The organism is Actinomyces sp. ICM39, from assembly GCF_000282935.1.
Classification (GTDB): Bacteria; Actinomycetota; Actinomycetes; order Actinomycetales; family Actinomycetaceae; genus Pauljensenia; species Pauljensenia odontolytica_B.
In genome coordinates this window covers 1-19358 of sequence record NZ_ALCB01000007.1, presented here as the reverse complement: position 1 = coordinate 19358, position 19358 = coordinate 1, and the positions used below count along the sequence as shown (strand labels likewise).

Here is a 19358-nt window from a genome sequence, read left to right as displayed (position 1 = left end):
GCCTGGCGTCATGCCGGGACATGCTGACCCCGTGCATGAAGCGCACCCCCACCCGCCGCACGGATACCTGCATGCGCAAAGGGCCCCGGCCTCGTGGAAACGAGACCGGGGCCAAACGCTAAGCCGCGCTAGCGCGCCTGAAGCGGATCACTCGTCGGCGGCGCTGGGGTGCGTCATGTCGGCGGGAACGACCCACGCGTCGAACTCCTCGGCCGTCAGGAAGCCCAGCTCGAGGGCGGACTCGCGCAGCGACAGGCCCTTGTGATGCGCGTTCTTCGCGATCTTCGAGGCCTTGTCGTAGCCGATGTGGCGGTTCAGGGCCGTCACCTGCATGAGGTTGATGTCCAGGTTGTGCTGGATCTTCTCGTAGTTGGGCTCGATGCCGTACGCGCAGTTCGTATCGAAGGACACGCAGGCGTCGCCCAGCAGGCGGATGGACTCCAGGACGTTCCACGCCATGACGGGCTTGAAGACGTTGAGCTGGAAGTTGCCCTGCGAGCCGGCGAAGCCGACCGTCGCGTCGTTGCCGAACACCTGGGTGGCGACCATGGTCATGGCCTCGCACTGGGTCGGGTTGACCTTGCCCGGCATGATGGACGAGCCCGGCTCGTTCTCGGGGATGATCAGCTCGCCGATGCCGTTACGCGGGCCGGAGGCGTACCAGCGCACGTCGTTCGCGATCTTCATGAGGGCGTCGGCCAGGACGCGCAGCGCGCCCGAGACCAGCACCAGCGCGTCGTGCGCACCGAGGGCGGCGAACAGGTTGTCGGCCTGCGTGAACTCGATGCCGGTCTCCTCGGAGATCTTCTTGGCGGTGAGCTCGCCGAACTTCGGGTGAGCGTTCAGGCCGGTGCCCACGGCGGTGCCGCCGATGGCGAGCTCGCGCGCACGGGTGTCGGCGTACTCGATGCCATCGAGGGCGAAGTCGATCTGAGCAACCCAGCCGGAGATGACCTGGCCCAGGCGGATCGGGGTGGCGTCCTGCAGGTGGGTGCGGCCCACCATGATGACGTCCTCGAACTCCTTGGCCTTCTTGTCCAGGGTGTCACGCAGCTGGCGCACGCGCGGGTACATGTCGTGCAGCTCGGAGACGACCGCGATGTGCATGGCGGTGGGGAACGTGTCGTTCGAGGACTGGCCACGGTTCACGTGATCGTTGGGGTGGACGGGGGACTTGGTGCCCATGGTGCCGCCCGCGATCTCGATGGCGCGGTTGGAGATGACCTCGTTGGCGTTCATGTTCGACTGCGTGCCCGAACCGGTCTGGAAGACGACCAGCGGGAAGTTGTCGTCAAGCTTGCCGGAGATGACCTCGTCGCCGGCCTGAGCGATGTAGTTCGCGATGTCGGCGGGCAGCTCGCCCAGCTCGGCGTTGGCCAGGGCCGCGGCCTTCTTCAGGATGCCAAGGGCGCGCACCATCGGGCGGCCCCACACGAAGGTGTTGCGTCCAATGTCGAAGTTGTGCAGCGAACGCTCGGTCTGAGCGCCCCAGTAGCGGTTCGCGGGGACCTCAACGGCGCCCATCGAGTCGGTTTCGGTACGGGTTTCTTGTGCCACAGGTGGCTCCTTCGCGTAGGGCTTACGTACCCCTCTAGGATAGCGCCGCCCGTGCGTTGAGGCGTGGGGCACTCGTCCTAGTCGCGTCCTAGTCGCGCGCGCGGGCCTCGAGATCAGCGTGGTGTAGTAGCCACCAGGCGCAGGCACACGACAGGGCGACGAGCGAGAGCGCCAGCAGGAAAGGTGACAGCGGCATCCAGCCGTACAGGGCCGTGGCGCTCACGGGGGCCACGATCCACGTGATAGCGCCGGTCGCGTTGATGACGCCGGCGATGCCGCCCTGCTCGCGCGCGCTCACCGCCAGGGACGCGCCCGCCGAGTAGCCGGGGGAGGCCATGCCCGAGGCGACGCCCATCGTGAACGTCGAGACTGCCAGCGCCCACAGCGACGGCGCGATCGTCAGGCACGCGAGGGCCACGAGGGCGAGCGTCATGCCCGTGCGCAGGAGAGTGCGCGGGCTCCACCCCAGGCGCGGCACGACGATCAGCTGCATGAGCATGGCTCCGGCGGCGTTGGCCAGCAGCATGAGGGCGGTGACGGAAACGGCGGGCGCGGGCTCAAGTCCGCCGCGGTCCTGGACGAGGAAGCCCATCGTGATCTGAACGACGCCGTTCGCAAAGTAGATGCCGAACACCGAGGCGATCCACGGGGCGATGCGCCGGTCGGTCCACCGCACGCGCGGGGGCAGCTCGGCGGTGGCTGTCGTCCCGCTCGTGTTATTTTTCGCCGCTTCAGTCGACGAGGCCGGGGCCGCTTTCTCGGGGGTCGTATCCTCAGCGCTCAGGCGGGGTAGGCGCCGACTGGGGCGCGCGGAGCCTCCGTCGCGAGGCAGGCAGATGAGTGCGATGGCCAGGGCGATGAGGACGAAGATCGGGGTGGCGTGCACGGGGCCAAAAATCCACCAGGCACCGAGCGCCGAGGAGACGAGGGAGCCGATCATGACGGACAGGTTGATCGCGCCGGAGAACGCGGACGTGCCGCGCACGCGCGAGGCCTCGTCGGGGGTCACCTCGGCGACGAGGGCCTGGCCCGTTGGCGGGATCGCGGCGACGGCCGCGCCGAAGAAGGGGCCGCGTGCAGCCATGATGGCGCCCGCCGCGAGGAAAGCGCCGATGTAGCCGGCCGCTCGCGCCCACACGGCCGCCGAGAAGAGCGTGCCCGCCGTGAGCGCCAAGAACAGAGCCAACAGGATGACGCGCCTGCGTCCCCAGGCGATCGAACGGCGCCCCCAGAACTGGCTGAGCGCCGTCACCGCGGCGGCCGCCAAGGACACGGCCGCGCCCACGATCCACTCCGGCAGGTTCAGAGCGCGCGACAGGGGAGCGATCGACACGTTGAGCATGTTCTGCGCCGTGTACGTAAACAGCGCGATCGCCACGAGCGCGCGCAGCGTCGGATTCGTCAGCAAAGGTGATGAGGGCACAGTGCATCCTACGACGAAGGCCCCGCGCGATGCGCGGGGCCTTGCCGGACAGGTATCGAAATGGGGGAGCGTCGCTTAGCGCTGCACCCAGGTGCTCACCTTCCAGCGAGCGTCCCCGGAGCGTTCACGCCACTGCGTGTCGCTGCGCTCTTCGTCCCTGCGCCACAGCGCCGGATCCAGCGGCGGCGCGTACACGAAGGTCGATCCCTCGGGCGCGCTCGCGGCCACGTCCAGCTCCAGGTCGGTCACCACGGCCTCGTCCAGGAGGGGAAGGGTCTGGGCGTACAGCTGAGCCCCGCCCGTGATCCAGATGTAGGGGGCGTCCGTGCGCGCCGTCTCCTCGCGCGCGATCTGAAGCGCCTCATCGACCGAGGAGACGACGAGAGCGTCCTCGGCCTCGTACCCGGGTGTGCGGGTGATGACGATGTTCGTGCGGCCCGGCAGGGCGCGCCCGAGGGCCTCCCACGAGCGGCGGCCCATGATGATCGGGCAGCTCATCGTGGACTCCTTGAAGTGGCGGAAATCAGCGGGAACATGCCAGGACATGGCCGTGCCCGTCCCAATGATCCCGTTGCAATCCTGCGCCCAAATCGCTCCCAGCTTCGTCATACCGCGACCGGAGCCTTGATCGTGGGGTGATGCTGGTAGTCCGTCACCGAAATGTCATCGAAGGAGTACTCGAACATCGAGGGAGCGTGTCCGAGCTCCAGGCGCGGGAACGGGTACGGCTCGCGGCTCAGCTGCTCGGTCACCTGCTGAGTGTGGTTGGAGTAGATGTGGCAGTCCCCGCCCGTCCAAATGAAGTCGCCGACTTCCAGGCCCGCCTGCTGGGCGAACATGTGGGTGAGCAGCGAGTAGGACGCGATGTTGAAGGGCACACCCAGGAACATGTCCGCGCTGCGCTGGTAGAGCTGCAGCGACAGGCGGCCGTCGGCCACGTACAGCTGGAAGAACGCGTGGCAGGGCTCGAGCGCCATCTGCGGCAGGTCGCCGACGTTCCACGCGGACACCACCATGCGGCGCGAATCCGGGTTCGTCTTCAGCGTCTCGAGGACCTGGGAGATCTGGTCGATGTGGCGGCCATCCCCGGCGTTCCACGAACGCCACTGGACGCCGTATACCGGGCCCAGCTCGCCGTCCTCGTCTGCCCACTCGTTCCAGATGCGGATGCCGTTGTCGCGCAGCCAGGACACGTTCGACGACCCCGACAGGAACCAGAGCAGCTCGCCGACCACCGACTTGAGGTGCACGCGCTTGGTCGTGATCAGCGGGAATCCCTTGGACAGGTCGTAGCGCAGCTGCGCGCCGAACATGGAGCGCGTGCCCGTGCCCGTGCGGTCGCCCTTCGGGGTGCCCTCGGCCATGATGCGCGCCAGCAGGTCCTCGTACTGGCGGTCGACGGCGCTCACGTCAGTCGATCCGCTCGTTCGTCCACGTGTGCGAGGCCGACAGCGCCTGGTCGACGACCGAGTGCTCGATCGTGCAGTTGCGCTTGATCGCGGCATCGGCGCGACGCTTCAGATCCTCGATCTCTTCCTCAGACAGTGCGGACATGTCCTGGACCAGCTCGACGTCCACGTGCGTGAAGCGGTCGTTGTCCTGGTCGTAGTCGGCGGAGACACCGACGAACTGCTCGAAATCGTCGCCCAGGCGGGCGGCCATGCGCGCGTCTGAACTCATCGCGTTGCAGCCCGCGAGCGCGAGCTTGAGCAGGTCGCCGGGGGAGAAGAGGCCGGGGCCGTGACCGATGCGGATTTCGGCGCCGTCCTGGTTGCGGGCGACGTATTGACGCACGCCCGTACGCTGCATGTACAGAGACTTAGGTGTATCACTCATGGCACCTATTGTGTCGCGAAAAGACCCCGCCCGCCCGGCAACATGCGCGGGGCGGGCGGGGTTCCGCGCAGAGCGTAGCGTGGGCTCAGCGATGCTCCTCCAACCACTGTGTGGCCAGCGCCTGCTCGCGCTCCACGACGCGGCCCAGGTGCGCCACAGCCTCCTTCTCGATGCGCCCGCCCAGCAGCGGCACGCGCACCGACACGTTGCCGGTCACCTCGCGGGTGCAGCCCGTCTCGGTGCCCGTCAGCGTGGACGTGGCCTCGACGGACACAGGGGCGCCGTCGACGGTCACGGACGTGCGCGAGGACGCCCCGGCCTCGTTCGTCGTCCACTCCTCGGTGAAGGCAATGCGCAGATCGGACTTGACAAAGCGCGCGGCCGCCGCCGGGATCAGCTCGGGGCGCACGGTGCCCGCAAAGGACACGCGCTCGCCCTCCACCGACACGACCTGGGAGCCCTCCACGACAAACTGGCCGAAGCGTCGCTCCAGGTAGGCGGGGGTCAGGTACATGGCGACGACCTCGTCGACCGCGCCCGGGTAAGAAATGGATTGCGTGAACTGCATGGCTCTCCTTACGAAACAAGCGGCGCCGAAGCGTGTCCCGGCGCTCATTTACAACTAAGGTCCGCCCTAGCGGCCCCTCTCCCTTTAGAGTAGATGCATGCGTAGTCTCATGCAGTTAGCTGAAGAAGCCTCTTCGACGCCGTTGTCGGAGCAGGACATCGATTGGCTGCACCTCCTCCTCGCGGACTGGCAGGTGCTCGCTGACCTGGCGGCCGCCGACCTGGTTCTGTGGCTGCCCGCCGACGACGGGCGCTTCATCGCGGCCGCCCACTGTCGTCCCGCGACCTCGACGACCGTTCACGTAGACGACATCATCGGCCTGCACCTGCCCGCCGCCCGCGAAATCGACCTGCGCCGCGCCCTGCAGTCAGGCGAGGTCGTGCGCTCACCCGCCGCGCGATGGGCCGGCACCTACTCGATGATGGAAACCTGCGTGCCCGTGTGCCACGACGGGCGCATCATCGCCGTCGTCACCCGCGAGGCCAACCTGTCCAGCCCGCGTCTGTCGCTGGGCTTCGAAGGGTGGACCGTGGCAGCGGCTGACACCCTGTGCCAGATGATGGCCCGCGGCGAATACCCCTACGACTCGACACCGCAGGTCACGTCCCACGGCGTCCCGCGAGTACTCGACGGTGCCGTCTTGCTGGATGCGGAGGGCCGCGTCCAGCACGCGACCCCCAACGCTGTGTCCTGCCTGCGCCGCCTTGGCATCCGAACGAACGTGACCGGCAAGGTTCTCGCCCAAGAGATCACCGAGGTGATCGGCGACGGCACCCTCATCGAAGAATCGATGGCGGTCGTCGTCATGGGCCGTGCCTCCTGGCGCGTGGAGATCGCCGCGCGCGCGTCCACCGTCAGCATGCGCGCCCTGCCCCTCGTCAACGGACGCAAGCGCCTGGGCGCCGTCATCCTCACGCGTGACGTCTCCGAGGTTCACCGCCACGAGCAGGAGCTCATGACGAAGGATGCGACGATTCGCGAGATCCACCACCGCGTGAAGAACAACCTGCAGACGGTCTCCGCCCTGCTGCGCCTCCAGTCGCGCCGCTCCTCCGAGGACGCGGTCAAGGTCGCGCTCGCGGAAGCCGAGCGCCGCGTGCAGGCCATCGCGACCGTGCACGCCGCGCTGTCGCAGAACGTGGATGAGTCGGTCGACTTCGACGAGGTCGCGCGCACGATCGTGCGCATGGCCGGTGCGATCGCGTCCACGGATCACAGCGTCGAGGTCATCACGACCGGTAGCTTCGGCACCATTCAGGCCGATCAGGCGCAGGCCTTGGCCACGGTCCTCAACGAGCTGGTCGCCAACTCCGTCGAGCACGGCCTTGCCGAGCGAGATGGCCTCATCGAGGTGCGCGCCGTGCGTGAGGGAAACTCCATGACGGTCACCGTGGCCGACGATGGCGTGGGCTTCGTGCCGGGCACGCCGATGAGTGGCCTGGGGACGCAGATCGTGCATCAGATGGTGCGCGGCGAGCTCAAGGGCTCGATCGAGTGGGCGCCGCGTGAGGGCGGCGGCACGCTCGTCACGCTCCACGCTAACTTGGACCCCGCCTGACGGGTGGGGTCAGCGCTGTGCGCCGATGAACGAGGCCGGGGATCCTGTGTGGATCTCCGGCCTTGATCGTCTGTGCGGCACGTGTGCCGCAGTGGTGTGTTAGCACCCCGCGCGGCGTGCGCGCGCGGCGCGGCGCTTGAGGGAGCGGCGTTCTTCTTCGCTCATGCCGCCCCACACGCCGGAATCCTGGTTGTTGTCGATGGCCCACTGCAGGCAGATGCCCACGACCTCGCACTCGCGGCACACGGCCTTGGCCTCGGCGACCTGCGTAATAGCTGGACCCGTGTTCCCGATGGGGAAGAAAAGTTCCGGGTCAACTGTCAGACATGCCGCCTTGCTGCGCCAATCCATGATGTGTCTTTCGCTCCTCGACTACCGTGCGCTTGGGATGTTTCGCTGTGTTCTCTTGCCAGTGTCCGTTAGGCATCTTAGTCGCGCAAGGTGGTGTCAACAGCGAAATGACGAAGTCACTATGCGGCTGCTCACGGAGTGCGAATAAGCTGGGACTTAGGTATTAACTGACCCTACGGTCAGTTGGACAGTTGTCAGGGTATCACCCTCGCAGATCAGTCCGCATGTGGGGTCCCACCGCCGCGCGAGAATGGAGAGCGGGGAGGCGTGGCAGTGTTGAATTAGCGCGCGAATTACGTTGTTGGTGGGATTCATCGCGAGGACTCTGTGGCCGTCCCATCTGACGATACGAGTCCATGCGCTATCGGGAATTACGTCAGTGATTGTTGGCGTTTCCCAGCCGAGGTATGCGTGCAGCGCTTTGATGATGGTCTCGTCTTCCCGTGCGCCGATGATGATCCATGGCAACGGCTGCTCCCATCGTGGCTCGTCGTAGGTGGGGCCGATCAGGGCAGGAGCTGCCGCATTCCTGACCAGTGCCGAGGCCCTGGCCGGGCTGGGGATGCACCATCCGCTCGCTGTGTTCTCGCCCGGTGTGCCCAGGTTGCACGGGGTGTCGGGGACACAGGCGAGGACAGTACGCTCGCCGGGGCGAGCAAGCAGTACCTGCCCGGGTGCCAGGGCACGCAGATCGTTTGGGGAGATTCCTGCGTGGAGGGCTTCGTCCGCGTCGCGTGCTCGCACGAGACGCGTCGAGAATGCACCCATCGTTGCGCTTGAGGCAGTGAAACGGCCGGAGTAGGCGGCAATGATCGTGACGCCAGCACGCCTGGCTCCGCCTAACAGGGACGTCCACAGGGATTCCGCCTGCGGGGCCGACAGTGACTGGGTGAGTGCGACGCGCAGTGTGGGCACGTCGGTGATGGCGAGGATTGCGGGCCCGTGCTCGCAGATCCCCTCGAGCAGGTCGATCGCACAAGTGTCGTCGGGGTGCAGATTCGATGCGCAGCCGGGGACGTCCTCGTCGCCGACCACGTGGAGCGGATAGCCCCGCTGTTGTGCGATGCGCGTTGCTAGGGAGAGCGCCCAGCGCGAGGCGAGTGCGGCCTCGTGCGCGCTGGCCTGAATCTGGATGCTTCCCCCGTCCCAGACGATGGGAGCGTGCTCGTTGATCCCTTCGACGAGACCCAGGGTGAGGGCCTCCCCGTTGATCTCGGGCTGCTCGGAGCGCGGATCTGTGGCAGCCGTCGGTGACGCGCTTGCGGAGTCGACCTCCTTCCACGTGATGGACTCGGGGAGCGCGGGTGCCCATAGGGCTGCGACTCCGCTGTGCGGCCACGTGTGAGCACACTGGGAAACGACGGAGGCGACGTCCTCCATGTAGGCCAGCTGGATGGTGCCAGTGCCGTCGAGGACGGCTCTGCCGGGAATGCGTGGCAGCGATGCGGCCCGAGCGTCCCCCAGGATGTCTGTGGAATCCGCGGCGCTCACGCAGCGCAAGGCCAGGCGGATGTCCATGTTTGCTCGCATCTGTGCGCTCACCGCCCCGGAGGGACGCTGAGTCGCGGCGATGAGGTGCAGCCCCAGACTGCGTCCCTGCGCGGCCAGCCGCAGCAGGATGTCCATCGAGTCGGGGTGCGTCTGGGAGAGGACGCGGAACTCGTCGATAGCGACCACGAGCCGTGCCGGGGCGCGCGGGACGGAGGCCGGGGCGTCCGAGTGTGCACGCTCCCACGAGGCGAGATCTGGGAAGGAGAGCTCACTCAGCTGTTCCTCGCGACGCTGCAATTCGGCGGCGATCCCCTCGAGAGCACGAGTCGTCGCCCCGGGATCCAGGTCCGTCAGGAGCGCATGCGTGTGGGGGAGTCCCTGCAAACGTGCGAACGTCGATCCGCCCTTGTAGTCGATGAGGACGAAGCGAACCTTGTCGGGGCTGTAGCAGTGTGCGATTGACGCGAGCCAACCGATGAGAGCCTCCGATTTCCCAGACCCCGTACACCCGGCGACGAGCGCGTGTGGACCGTCCGACACCAAGTCCAGCTCCACAGGACCGGAGGGCGACATCCCGATGCGTACGCCCAGAACGCCGGAGGAACCCCGAGCGCGATCGGGATCCCAGCCCACCCGGGAGGGAAGCGTATCCTGCGCGTCGGCACGGGTGACCGTCCACCACCACTGCGAGGCCACCGGCGCATCGTCGGTAAGACACACCTGCGCGCACCAGGCTGGCAGACGTGCAACGGTCGAGGCGTACCCGATGTGCACGGTTGGCCGCTCGGTGTCGGTGTCGCGCGCGCAGTACGGGCAACAATCGGCTCCGCTTACGTGGATGTCCACGCCCGCATGCCCGAGCAGGACGGGTGCGGAGCTGTTCCACCAGACCCGCGCCCCTCCCACCTGCGCGGCAACCTGACCCGCGCACCACAGCGCGCACTGCGGGGCGTGTGCGCCCGCGATACCGATCGTTGCGCACTGCCCCGGTTCGTCCACAGCCATGGACAGGAGGACGCGACGGCGCATGCTTGTCGCACGCCCAGGCCACACGCTTGCCCGAATGGAACGAGGCGGGGAAGCGGAGTTGGGGAGCCCCGCGAGAACCAGGGCGAGCGCCGCCCCATCCCAGTTCCTGCGTCGGCGGCGAATTCGCCAAGAGAACACGATTGCGAACCCGCACAAGAGGACCACCGCAGCCGCAGCGAGAGCGACCAACATCCGCGGAGCGCTCGCGGTCGCACGCAGCCGCCACCCCATCAAAGCAACCATGACGAGCACGGAGAGCAGGGGAGCTCCCCGCAGGAGGGACGCACCCGTCAACGAGCCCCGGCCTCGTCGCTCGACCCCAGGCCACGCGAGGCGCAGGGGGCGCGGGCGAACCTCAAAGACATCCTCGCCAAGGCGCAGGCGAGTCCCGGGTGTCAGGGCCTGCCGGGCGCGCCGAGTCCTCCACCTGCCCAGTCGGGTGCGCACCCGAAACGGAGGGGACATCGGCGTGGAATCCAGGATTGCCCGGCCCCCGTTCGTGGAGAAGAGCGCGTGCTCGCGCGCCACGCTCGCGCACGACAGGGGAACCTCTCCCGCCCGTCCCACCGTGCCGGGGGCAAGCACGAGGCCGACGTCGGGGCCATCCACGCACGCCAGATGCAGGTCGGTGCGCAGGGCAGATCTGGCGAGGCAACCGGAATCCTTCATGCATCAACGATCCCGCCGCGCTCGCGGGCGATCAAGCAGCACGAGTTGGCCTGTGGATAACCGGCGACAACAGAAAACCCCTGTGGATAACCATCCCGCGTGCCATGTGGCTATGGCCACCTCCTCCGCTAGAGCGCCCCGCCCGCCGTCCGCCGGCCGCCCGAAATGCAAGAATGTACCCCATGGCTGACTCCACGTTCGAGACGACCCGCGACCGCTACAACGAACTCGTTGACCGCATCAACGATGCCCGCGCCGCCTACTACGACCGTGATTCGCCGACCCTCGCGGACGCGGACTACGACCGCATGTACCGCGAGGTCGAAGAGATCGAGGAGCGCTACCCGCAGCTGCGCGGCGCCGACTCTCCCACGATGAGCGTGGGCGGCAGCGTCGACTCCGGATTCTCCGAGGTACGCCACCTCGCCCAGATGATGTCCCTCGACGATGTGTTCTCCCTCGAGGAGCTTGCCGGCTGGGAGACCCGCATGGCCGAGGCCACCGGCATCGCCGACCTCGAGATGACGACTGAGGTGAAGGTTGACGGCCTGTCCATCAACCTCCTGTACGAGAACGGCCGCCTCGTGCGCGCCGCGACCCGAGGCGACGGCTACGTCGGCGAGGACGTCACCGCCAACGCACGAACCATTGCCTCGATCCCGCAGACCCTGACCGGCACCGTCCCCGCGCGCGTCGAGGTGCGCGGCGAGGTCTACTTCCCGGTCGCCGACTTCGCCGCATTCAACGAGGCCCGCGTCGAGGCCGGGGAAAAGACTTTCGTCAACGCGCGCAACGCCGCCGCTGGATCCCTGCGCCAAAAGGACCCGGCAGAGACAGCTAAGCGCCCCCTCGCCATGGTCGCCCACGGCATCGGCTTCGTCGAGGCAGGGGAGGACTTCACCGAGCCGATCACCCAGATGGGCTGGTACGAGCAGCTGCGCGACTGGGGCCTGCCCGTCTCGCCCTACACCCGCGTGCTGACGGGCCGCGAGGCCATCGAGGAGCGGATCGCCGAGATCGGCGCGGACCGCCACGGCCTCGTCCATGAGATCGACGGCGTCGTCGTCAAGATCAACGACCTGGACCTGCAGCGTTCCCTCGGCTCGACCTCACGCACCCCGCGCTGGGCGGCCGCCTACAAGTTCCCGCCAGAAGAAGTTCACACGCGCCTACTCGACATCCGGGTGCAGGTGGGGCGCACGGGCCGCGTGACCCCGTACGGCGTCATGGAATCCGTGCTGGTCGCGGGTTCGAACGTTGCGCGCGCGACCCTGCACAACGCCCAGGAGGTCGCCCGTAAGGGGGTCCTCATCGGTGACCTCGTCGTCCTGCGCAAGGCGGGCGACGTCATCCCCGAGATCGTCGCCCCCGTCGAGGACGCGCGCAACGGCTCCGAGCGCCCCTTCGTGATGCCCACGCAGTGCCCCTCCTGTGGCACCGCGCTCGTCCAAGAAAAGGAAGGCGATGTCGACCTGCGCTGCCCGAACAAGGGTTTGTGTCCCGCGCAGATCACCGAGCGCCTTGCCCACGTCGGCGCGAGAAGCGCCCTGGACGTGGAGGGCCTCGGCGACGAGTCCGCCCTGGCGATGACCCAGCCCGAAAATGACCGCGACGAGGTGGCGGCCGCCCTGGTCGCCGGCCACAGCGTCACCCTGGAGGACGGCACCGTCCTCACCCTTGAGGGGGGCCGCGAGCTGCCCCACGGCGAGCAGATCACCCGCGCCGAGGAACTCCTGCCTGCCCCGCAGGCACCCGCCCTGCACACGGAGGCCGCGCTCTTTGACCTGCGCGCCGAGGATCTGCGCGACGTTTTGGTGTGGAAGCCCGTCAAGAAGAAGGGCGAGGAAACCGGGGACTGGAAGCAGGTTCGCTACTTCTGGACCAAGGCCTACAAGCCCCGCAAGCTGCGCGGACAGACCATCTTTGAGCCCATCGAGCCCAGCGCCTCTAAGGGCACCGAGAAGATGCTCGCCGAGCTGGACAAGGCCAAGAACCAGCCCCTGGCGCGCGTCCTTGTCGCCCTGTCCATCCGCCACGTCGGCCCGACGGCGGCCCGCGCGCTCGCAGAGAAATTCCTATCGATGGATGCTCTGCGCGCCGCCTCGGTCGAGGAGCTTTCCGCCGTCGAAGGTGTGGGCGAGGAGATCGGCCGATCGCTGCGCGACTGGTTCACGGTCGACTGGCACCTGGAGGTGCTCGAGGCGTGGGCGCGCGCGGGCGTGCGCATGGCTGACGAGGCGCCCGAGCCGACCTCGGATGTCCTTGCGGGCCTCACCATCGTCGTGTCGGGCGCGATGCCCGGATACGACCGCGAGGGCGCCAAGGAGGCGATCACGTCGCGCGGCGGCAAGGCCGCGGGTTCGGTCTCGAAGAAGACCTCGCTCGTGGTCGCCGGCCCGGGCGCGGGCTCGAAGGCCGCGAAGGCCGAGGCTCTGGGCGTCCCCGTCATTACCGAGCAGCAGTTCGCGGACCTCCTCGAGGGAGGCCTGGCGGCCGTCGGCCTATAACGAGGCCGGGGCTTAGACGAAGGGCTCGAAGGGGCCCAGCAGCATCTCGCCGACGCGGGTGATCATCGAGCGCTTTTCCCACTCGTCGATCGTCAGGCGGCGTGCCGTCGTTAGGTCGTTCGCGAAAATCTCCTCCATGCGCGCGGCCAGCGGGCGTGAGAAGAACTGCAGGCACACCTCGTAATTGCCGCGCATCGACAAGCGGTCGATGTTCGCCGTTCCGATCGTCGACCAGCGACCGTCCACCGTCATCGTCTTGGAGTGCACCATCGCGTGACGGTACAGCCAGATCTCCACGCCCTCGCGCAGCAGCTCACCGTAGTAGGGACGCGCCACCCAGTCCGCCAGGATGTGGTTGGAATACTCGGGGATCAACACCTGGACGCGCACGCCACGGCGTGCAGCGGCAATCAGGGAGCCGAGTACCTCGCGGTCAGGGATGAAATACGCCGTCGTGATGAGCACGCGGTCGTTCGCGCGCTCAATCGCGTCAATGTACATGCCACGGATCGGGTAGAGGAGGTAGTGCGGCAGGTTGAACTGCGCGGTCACGTCCGCGCTCCACGCGCGCGCCCCCTGATCTGGCAGCTCCGGGCTGGTTGCGGGGCGGAAATGGTTCCAGAAGTCGACGAAGCCGTTTTCCAGCTCCCACACGGCCTCGCCCGTGATACGCACGTGGGTGTCGCGCCACTCGTTGGCGAAGGGATCGCCGATGTTGTAGCCGCCCACGAAGCCGACCTCGCCGTCCACCACAAGGATCTTGCGGTGATCCTGGCCCGTGCGACGAATGTTCAGGGTGAAAAAGCCCGAGCGCAGCGTCGGGAACTTGCGCACGTGCAGATTCGGCATCGCGGGGAACTTGTAGAAGCGCGGATCCTGGTTGAGGACGCCGAAGCCGTCCCACACACAGAACACCTCGACGCCGCGCTTGGCCGCGTCGATCAGTGCCGTCTTAAAACGCTGGCCCCAGCGGTCCGAGCGCCAAATGAAGGTCTCGAAATAAATGTGATGCGTCGCCCCTTCGATGGCCTCCAACATGTCCGCGTACAGGGAGGTTCCCTCCGTGTATGTGCGCGCCACGGTGTTGCCGATCTGCGTGTCGGCGGGAGGCAGGGTGGGGAAACCGTGCACGCCACCGGGGATACGGGCTGTGCGCATACGGTCGATCGCGTGCACGGTCACGACTGCGGCCGCCTGGGCGGCGAGCAGCGCGATTCCCGCTTTTTTGACGATCGACCACGTCTGCCTGGTGAGTTGGCGTCGCTGTGAAAAGGCCATACGGGTAGGATGCCACACATGTCACGCATTAGTACTGACGAGGTCGCCCGCGTTGCGGGCCTGGCCCACATCGCATTGACCGACGAGGAAATCACGCGTTTCGCGGGTGAGCTCGACGCGATCGCCGACGCCGTCTCCAAGGTGTCCGAGGTCGCCACCCCCGAGGTTCCCGCCACGTCCCACCCGATTCCGCTGACCAACGTGTGGCGCGAAGACGAGATTGGGCAGACCGTGGACCGCGACGAGGTGCTTGCTCAGGCGCCCGCCGCCCAGGACGGTATGTTCCTGGTTCCGCAGATTCTGGGGGAGGACTGATGAACGAGCTGCTGAAGAAGAGCGCCCTCGAGCTGGCGGACATGCTGGCCGCCGGCCAGATCACCTCCGTCGAGCTGACCCAGGCGTGCCTGGACCGCATCGACGCCATCGAGGACCGCGTCAACGCCTTCATCACCGTCGACCGCGAGGGTGCCCTGGCGACCGCGGCCGACGTGGACGCGCGCCGCGCGGCGGGGGAGACCCTGCACCGCCTGGCGGGCGTGCCGATCGCCGTCAAGGACAACGTGGTGACGCGCGGGCTGCGCACCACCTGCGCCTCGAAGATCCTGGGTGACTGGGAGCCTCCCTACGACGCGACCGTCACCGCCAAGATCAAGGAAGCCGGCCTGCCCATCGTCGGCAAGACCAACATGGATGAGTTCGCCATGGGTTCGTCCACCGAGCACTCCGCTTTCGGTGCGACCAAGAACCCGTGGGACACCGATCGTATCCCCGGTGGCTCCGGCGGCGGTTCGGCCGCTGCTGTCGCTGCCTACATGGTGCCCCTGGCCGTCGGTTCCGACACGGGCGGCTCGATCCGCCAGCCGGCGTTCGTGACCGGCACGGTCGGCGCCAAGCCCACCTACGGCGCGGTGTCGCGTTTCGGCCTGGTGGCCATGGCCTCGTCCCTGGACCAGATCGGCCCCGTCACCCGCACGGTCGCCGACGCGGCCGCCCTGACCGAGCTGATCGGCGGCTACGACCCCAACGATTCGACCTCCCTGAACGAGCCGGTTCCCGCGCTCACCGAGGCCGTCGAGTCCGTCGTCGCGGAAGGTTCCATGAAGGGCCTGAAGGTCGGAATCGTCAAGGAGCTGAGCGGCGAGGGCTACCAGCAGGACGTCATCGATGCCTTCAACGCCACCGTCGAGAAGCTGCGCGAGGCCGGCGCCGAGATCGTCGAGGTCTCCTGCCCGCACCTGGAGTACTCGCTGGGCGCCTACTACCTGATCATGCCCGCCGAAGTCTCCTCGAACCTGGCCCGCTTCGACGGCATGCGCTACGGCATCCGCGTCGAGCCCACCGAGGGCCCCGTGACCGCCGAGCGCGTCATGGCCGCCACCCGCGAGGCCGGCTTCGGCGACGAGGTCAAGCGCCGCATCATCCTGGGCACGCACGTGCTCTCGGCCGGCTACTACGACGCCTACTACGGCAGCGCCCAGAAGGTGCGCACGCTCATCCAGCGCGACTTCGACGCGGTGTTCGAGCAGGTTGACGTCCTCGTGTCGCCCACGGCCCCCGAGACGGCCTTCAAGTTCGGCGAGAAGACCTCCGACCCGCTGGCCATGTACCTCTACGACGTCGCGACGATCCCCGCGAACCTGGCGGGCATCCCCGGCGTGAACGTGCCCAACGCGGTGTCCTCCGAGGGCCTGCCCATCGGCTTCCAGGTGCTGGCCCCCGCGCGCGGCGACCTGGTCATGTACAAGGTGGCGTCCCTGGTGGAGGCGCTCAGCGACGACGTCGCGGGTCAGTGCCCCGCAGCTAACTGGGAGGAAAAGTGATGACTGAGCTCATGGATTACGACGAGGCGGCGCGCCGCTTCGACCCGGTTCTCGGCATTGAGGTGCACGTCGAGCTGGGCACCAAGACCAAGATGTTCGACGCGGCCCCCAACGCCTTTGGTGGCGACCCGAACACCTTCGTGACCCCCGTGTCGCTGGGTCTGCCCGGCTCCCTGCCGGTCGTCAACCACAAGGCCGTTGAGTACGCCATCAAGATCGGCCTGGCCCTGAACTGCGAGATCGCGGAGTACTGCCGTTTCGCGCGTAAGAACTACTTCTACCCGGACCTGACGAAGGCCTTCCAGACCTCCCAGTCCGACGAGCCGATCGCTCACGACGGCTACGTGGACGTCGAGCTCGAGGACGGCACCATGTTCCGCGTGCAGATTGAGCGCGCGCACATGGAGGAGGACGCGGGCAAGAACACGCACATCGGCGGTGCGGACGGTCGCATCCAGGGCGCGGACTACTCGCTCGTGGACTACAACCGCGCGGGCGTGCCGCTCGTGGAGATCGTGACCCGCCCGATCGAGGGAGCCGGCGAGCGTGCACCCGAGGTGGCCGCCGCCTACGTGCAGGCCCTGCGCGACATCTTCCGTGCCCTCGACGTGTCCGAGGCCCGTATGGAGCGCGGCAACGTGCGCGCCGACATCAACGTGTCGCTGCGCCCGACGCCCGAGTCCCCGCTGGGTACGCGCACCGAGACGAAGAACGTGAACTCCTTCCGTGGCATCGCCTCGGCCGTGCGCTACGAGATGCAGCGCCAGGCCCAGATCCTGTCCGAGGGTGGCACGATCCTGCAGGAGACCCGTCACTACCACGAGGAGGACGGCTCCACGTCCTCCGGCCGTGAGAAGTCGGATTCCGAGGACTACCGCTACTTCCCCGAGCCCGACCTGGTTCCGATCCGCCCGGATCGCGAATGGGTGGAGGAGCTGCGTGCTTCGCTGCCCGAGCTGCCCGTCGCCAAGCGCCGCCGCCTGCGCGCCGAGTGGGGGTACGCGGACATGGAGATGCGCGACGTCATCAACGCCGGTGCTCTCGAGCTCATCGAGGCCACGGTCGCCGCGGGCTGCGATCCCGCCTCCGCCCGCAAGTGGTGGATGGGTGAGATCTCGCGTCGCGCCAAGGAACGCGAGGTTTCCCTCGACGAGGCCGGGGTCAGCCCCGCTCAGGTCGCTGAGCTGCAGGGCCTCATCGACTCGGGTCGCATCAACGACAAGCTGGCGCGCCAGGCCCTCGAGGGTGTCCTCGCGGGCGAAGGCGATCCGACGCAGGTCGTCGAGGCCCGAGGCCTCGAGGTTGTCTCCGACGACGGTGCCCTGACGGCGGCCGTCCAGGAGGCCCTGGACGCCAACCCCGACATCGTCGAGAAGATCAAGGGCGGCAAGGTCCAGGCGGCCGGCGCCCTCGTCGGCGCGGTCATGAAGGCCACCCGCGGGCAGGCTGACGCCGCCCGCGTGCGTGAGCTGATCATGGAGATGGTCGGCGCCTGAGGTTCATCCTGACGAACGTCACGGGGGCCGGGATCGATGCGATCCCGGCCCCCGTCGTCGTCTCCGGACTGTTCGCCCCGGCCTCGTGGTGATCTCCCGAGAAGGCACCCCGGCCTCGTCCCTGATCGCTCGCACGTGTCCACGTTGTGGCCTTCCCCTTCCTGGGGGAGCGGAAAGTTACCTAGGATGAGCGCTTGAGGACAGCCGGGCCGACTGTGGCCGGGCGCCCAACGAAAGGACAGACATGCGCACATCGCCGTCGTACACCGCCTCCTACCGTATCGAGGTGGACGAGAAGACGACTTCCATCGCGTCCATTGTTGACGCAGTCTCTTCGACTGGAGCGGAGATCAAGGGCCTCGACGTGGCCGACTCCGACCGCGGGCGCATCATCATTGACCTGACGTGCGACATGCGCGATTCTGAGCACCGCCGCGAGGTGCGCGACGCCATCGCTGCGCTGCCCGGCGTGATCGCCGATTCGGTCGCCGACCAGACCTTCATGAGCCACATCGGCGGCAAGGTGGAAATCCACTCCAAGGTGCCGCTGCGTAACCGCGACGACCTCTCGCGCGCCTACACGCCCGGCGTTGCCCGCGTGTGCACCGCCATCCACGACATGCCCCAGAAGGCCCACCTGCTGACCATGAAGGCCAACACGGTCGCGGTCGTCTCCGACGGCACCGCCGTCCTCGGCCTGGGCGACATCGGCCCCGAGGCCGCCCTGCCCGTCATGGAGGGCAAGGCTGTCCTGTTCAAGGAGTTCGGCGGCGTGGACGCCTGGCCGGTCGTCCTGGACACCAAGGACACCGAGGAGATCATCTCCATCGTTAAGGCGATCGCCCCCGCGTACGGCGGCATCAACCTGGAGGACATCTCCGCACCCCGCTGCTTCGAGATCGAAGAGCGTCTGCGCGCCGAGCTCGACATCCCCGTCTTCCACGACGACCAGCACGGCACCGCAATCGTGGTTCTTTCGGCGCTCATCAACGCCCTCAAGATCGTGGGCAAGAAGATCGAAGACGTGCGCATCGTCGTCTCCGGCGTCGGCGCGGCCGGCAACGCGATTATCCGCCTGCTGCTCGCCCAGGGCGCTCGCGACATCATCGGCTGTGGCCGCGACGGCGCGCTCTCCGGCGACGACACCGAAGGCATGCACCCCTCGCGCAAGGCGCTGGCCGAGGCGACGAACCCCCGCCACGTCCACGGCTCCCTCAAGGAGGTCCTCAAGGGTGCCGACGTCTTCATCGGCGTCTCCTCGGGCAACATCCTCGATCCCTCCGACGTTGAGACCATGGCTGACGACGCCATCGTCTTCGCGCTGGCCAACCCCACGCCCGAGGTCGACCCGATCGGCGCCGGCAAGTACGCCGCCGTCGTCGCCACGGGCCGCAGCGACTACCCGAACCAGATCAACAACGTTCTGGCCTTCCCGGGTCTGTTCCGCGGTCTCCTGGACGCCAAGGTCAAGGAGATCACGACCGAAGTTCTGCGCGTTGCTGCCGTGGCTATCGCGTCCGTGATCTCCGAGGACGAGCTCTCGCCCTCCTACATCATCCCCGGCGCCTTCGATAAGCGCGTTGCACCCGCGGTCTCCAAGGCCGTGCGTCGCGCCGTGCGCGACCTTCCGACCGTGGATATCCCCGTTCAGCCCGACATGGATGTGAACTGAGAGTCATTTCGGCTGCTTGGCGGGCCCGATCGCGCTGGTGATGCACGGTCGGGCCCGCCTTTTTATTGACTCTGTGTGGCGATGCAAGCTGAATTGACGTTGA

15 protein-coding genes are annotated in these 19358 nt (G+C 67.5%); 6 read left to right on the top strand and 9 right to left on the bottom strand.

Features of this window, described 5'->3' with window-relative positions; genetic code table 11:
* Positions 1–147: 147 nt before the first annotated feature.
* From fumC to HMPREF1137_RS00195, 6 genes are all read right to left on the bottom strand, one after another.
* Entirely contained in the window at positions 148–1557 is a 1410-nt protein-coding gene (gene fumC / locus HMPREF1137_RS00220; RefSeq protein WP_007587478.1) for a class II fumarate hydratase, read from the bottom strand.
* Positions 1558–1645: 88 nt separating this feature from the next.
* Positions 1646–2980, bottom strand: coding sequence for an MFS transporter (locus HMPREF1137_RS00215; RefSeq protein ID WP_007587449.1), 1335 nt, complete (start codon positions 2978–2980; stop codon positions 1646–1648).
* Positions 2981–3055: 75 nt separating this feature from the next.
* Positions 3056–3589, bottom strand: a complete 534-nt coding sequence (locus tag HMPREF1137_RS00210; RefSeq protein WP_007587454.1) for a dihydrofolate reductase — start codon at positions 3587–3589, stop codon at positions 3056–3058.
* Entirely contained in the window at positions 3586–4389 is an 804-nt protein-coding gene (locus HMPREF1137_RS00205; RefSeq protein ID WP_007587466.1) for a thymidylate synthase, read from the bottom strand. The genes HMPREF1137_RS00210 and HMPREF1137_RS00205 overlap by 4 nt, the downstream gene beginning before the upstream one ends.
* Position 4390: 1 nt before the next feature.
* Positions 4391–4816 carry an OsmC family protein gene (locus HMPREF1137_RS00200; RefSeq protein ID WP_007587447.1) on the bottom strand — a complete coding sequence of 142 codons (426 nt, stop codon included), beginning with the start codon at positions 4814–4816 and terminating at the stop codon, positions 4391–4393.
* Between the two features lie 85 nt (positions 4817–4901).
* A complete protein-coding gene (locus tag HMPREF1137_RS00195) occupies positions 4902–5384 on the bottom strand; it encodes a DUF2505 domain-containing protein (RefSeq protein WP_007587467.1) in 483 nt (160 codons plus the stop codon).
* Between the two features lie 97 nt (positions 5385–5481).
* On the opposite strand from HMPREF1137_RS00195, the gene HMPREF1137_RS00190 reads away from it, so the two are divergent.
* Entirely contained in the window at positions 5482–6942 is a 1461-nt protein-coding gene (locus HMPREF1137_RS00190; protein WP_007587458.1) for a sensor histidine kinase, read from the top strand.
* Between the two features lie 99 nt (positions 6943–7041).
* Here HMPREF1137_RS00190 and HMPREF1137_RS00185 read toward each other — a convergent pair whose 3' ends face one another.
* Both HMPREF1137_RS00185 and HMPREF1137_RS00180 read right to left on the bottom strand, forming a co-directional pair.
* Complete coding sequence (locus tag HMPREF1137_RS00185) at positions 7042–7293, bottom strand: WhiB family transcriptional regulator (RefSeq protein WP_007587459.1); 252 nt, start codon at positions 7291–7293, stop codon at positions 7042–7044.
* 156 nt (positions 7294–7449) lie between these two features.
* Positions 7450–10482, bottom strand: a complete 3033-nt coding sequence (locus HMPREF1137_RS00180) for an FtsK/SpoIIIE domain-containing protein (RefSeq protein ID WP_007587492.1) — start codon at positions 10480–10482, stop codon at positions 7450–7452.
* A 173-nt stretch (positions 10483–10655) separates the two neighbouring features.
* On the opposite strand from HMPREF1137_RS00180, the gene ligA reads away from it, so the two are divergent.
* Complete coding sequence (gene ligA, locus HMPREF1137_RS00175; RefSeq protein WP_034495963.1) at positions 10656–12989, top strand: NAD-dependent DNA ligase LigA; 2334 nt, start codon at positions 10656–10658, stop codon at positions 12987–12989.
* A gap of 12 nt (positions 12990–13001) precedes the next feature.
* Here the strand turns inward: ligA and HMPREF1137_RS00170 are convergent, their stop codons facing one another.
* Positions 13002–14267 carry a phospholipase D-like domain-containing protein gene (locus HMPREF1137_RS00170; protein ID WP_007587475.1) on the bottom strand — a complete coding sequence of 422 codons (1266 nt, stop codon included), beginning with the start codon at positions 14265–14267 and terminating at the stop codon, positions 13002–13004.
* A gap of 18 nt (positions 14268–14285) precedes the next feature.
* Here HMPREF1137_RS00170 and gatC point away from each other — a divergent pair, with 18 nt between their 5' ends.
* The 4 genes from gatC (at position 14286) to HMPREF1137_RS00150 (ending at position 19255) form a co-directional block, all read left to right on the top strand.
* The gene (gene gatC, locus HMPREF1137_RS00165; RefSeq protein ID WP_003789902.1) at positions 14286–14582 is read left to right on the top strand and encodes an Asp-tRNA(Asn)/Glu-tRNA(Gln) amidotransferase subunit GatC; all 297 of its coding nucleotides are present in this window, start codon (positions 14286–14288) and stop codon (positions 14580–14582) included.
* The gene (gene gatA / locus HMPREF1137_RS00160) at positions 14582–16087 is read left to right on the top strand and encodes an Asp-tRNA(Asn)/Glu-tRNA(Gln) amidotransferase subunit GatA (RefSeq protein WP_007587468.1); all 1506 of its coding nucleotides are present in this window, start codon (positions 14582–14584) and stop codon (positions 16085–16087) included. Before gatC ends, gatA begins: the two co-directional genes overlap by 1 nt.
* Positions 16087–17583 (top strand): Asp-tRNA(Asn)/Glu-tRNA(Gln) amidotransferase subunit GatB, encoded by a 1497-nt coding sequence (gatB, locus tag HMPREF1137_RS00155; protein WP_007587463.1) that lies wholly within the window; start codon positions 16087–16089, stop codon positions 17581–17583. The genes gatA and gatB overlap by 1 nt, the downstream gene beginning before the upstream one ends.
* A 244-nt stretch (positions 17584–17827) precedes the next feature.
* Positions 17828–19255 (top strand): NAD-dependent malic enzyme, encoded by a 1428-nt coding sequence (locus HMPREF1137_RS00150; protein WP_007587483.1) that lies wholly within the window; start codon positions 17828–17830, stop codon positions 19253–19255.
* Positions 19256–19358 lie beyond the last annotated feature (103 nt).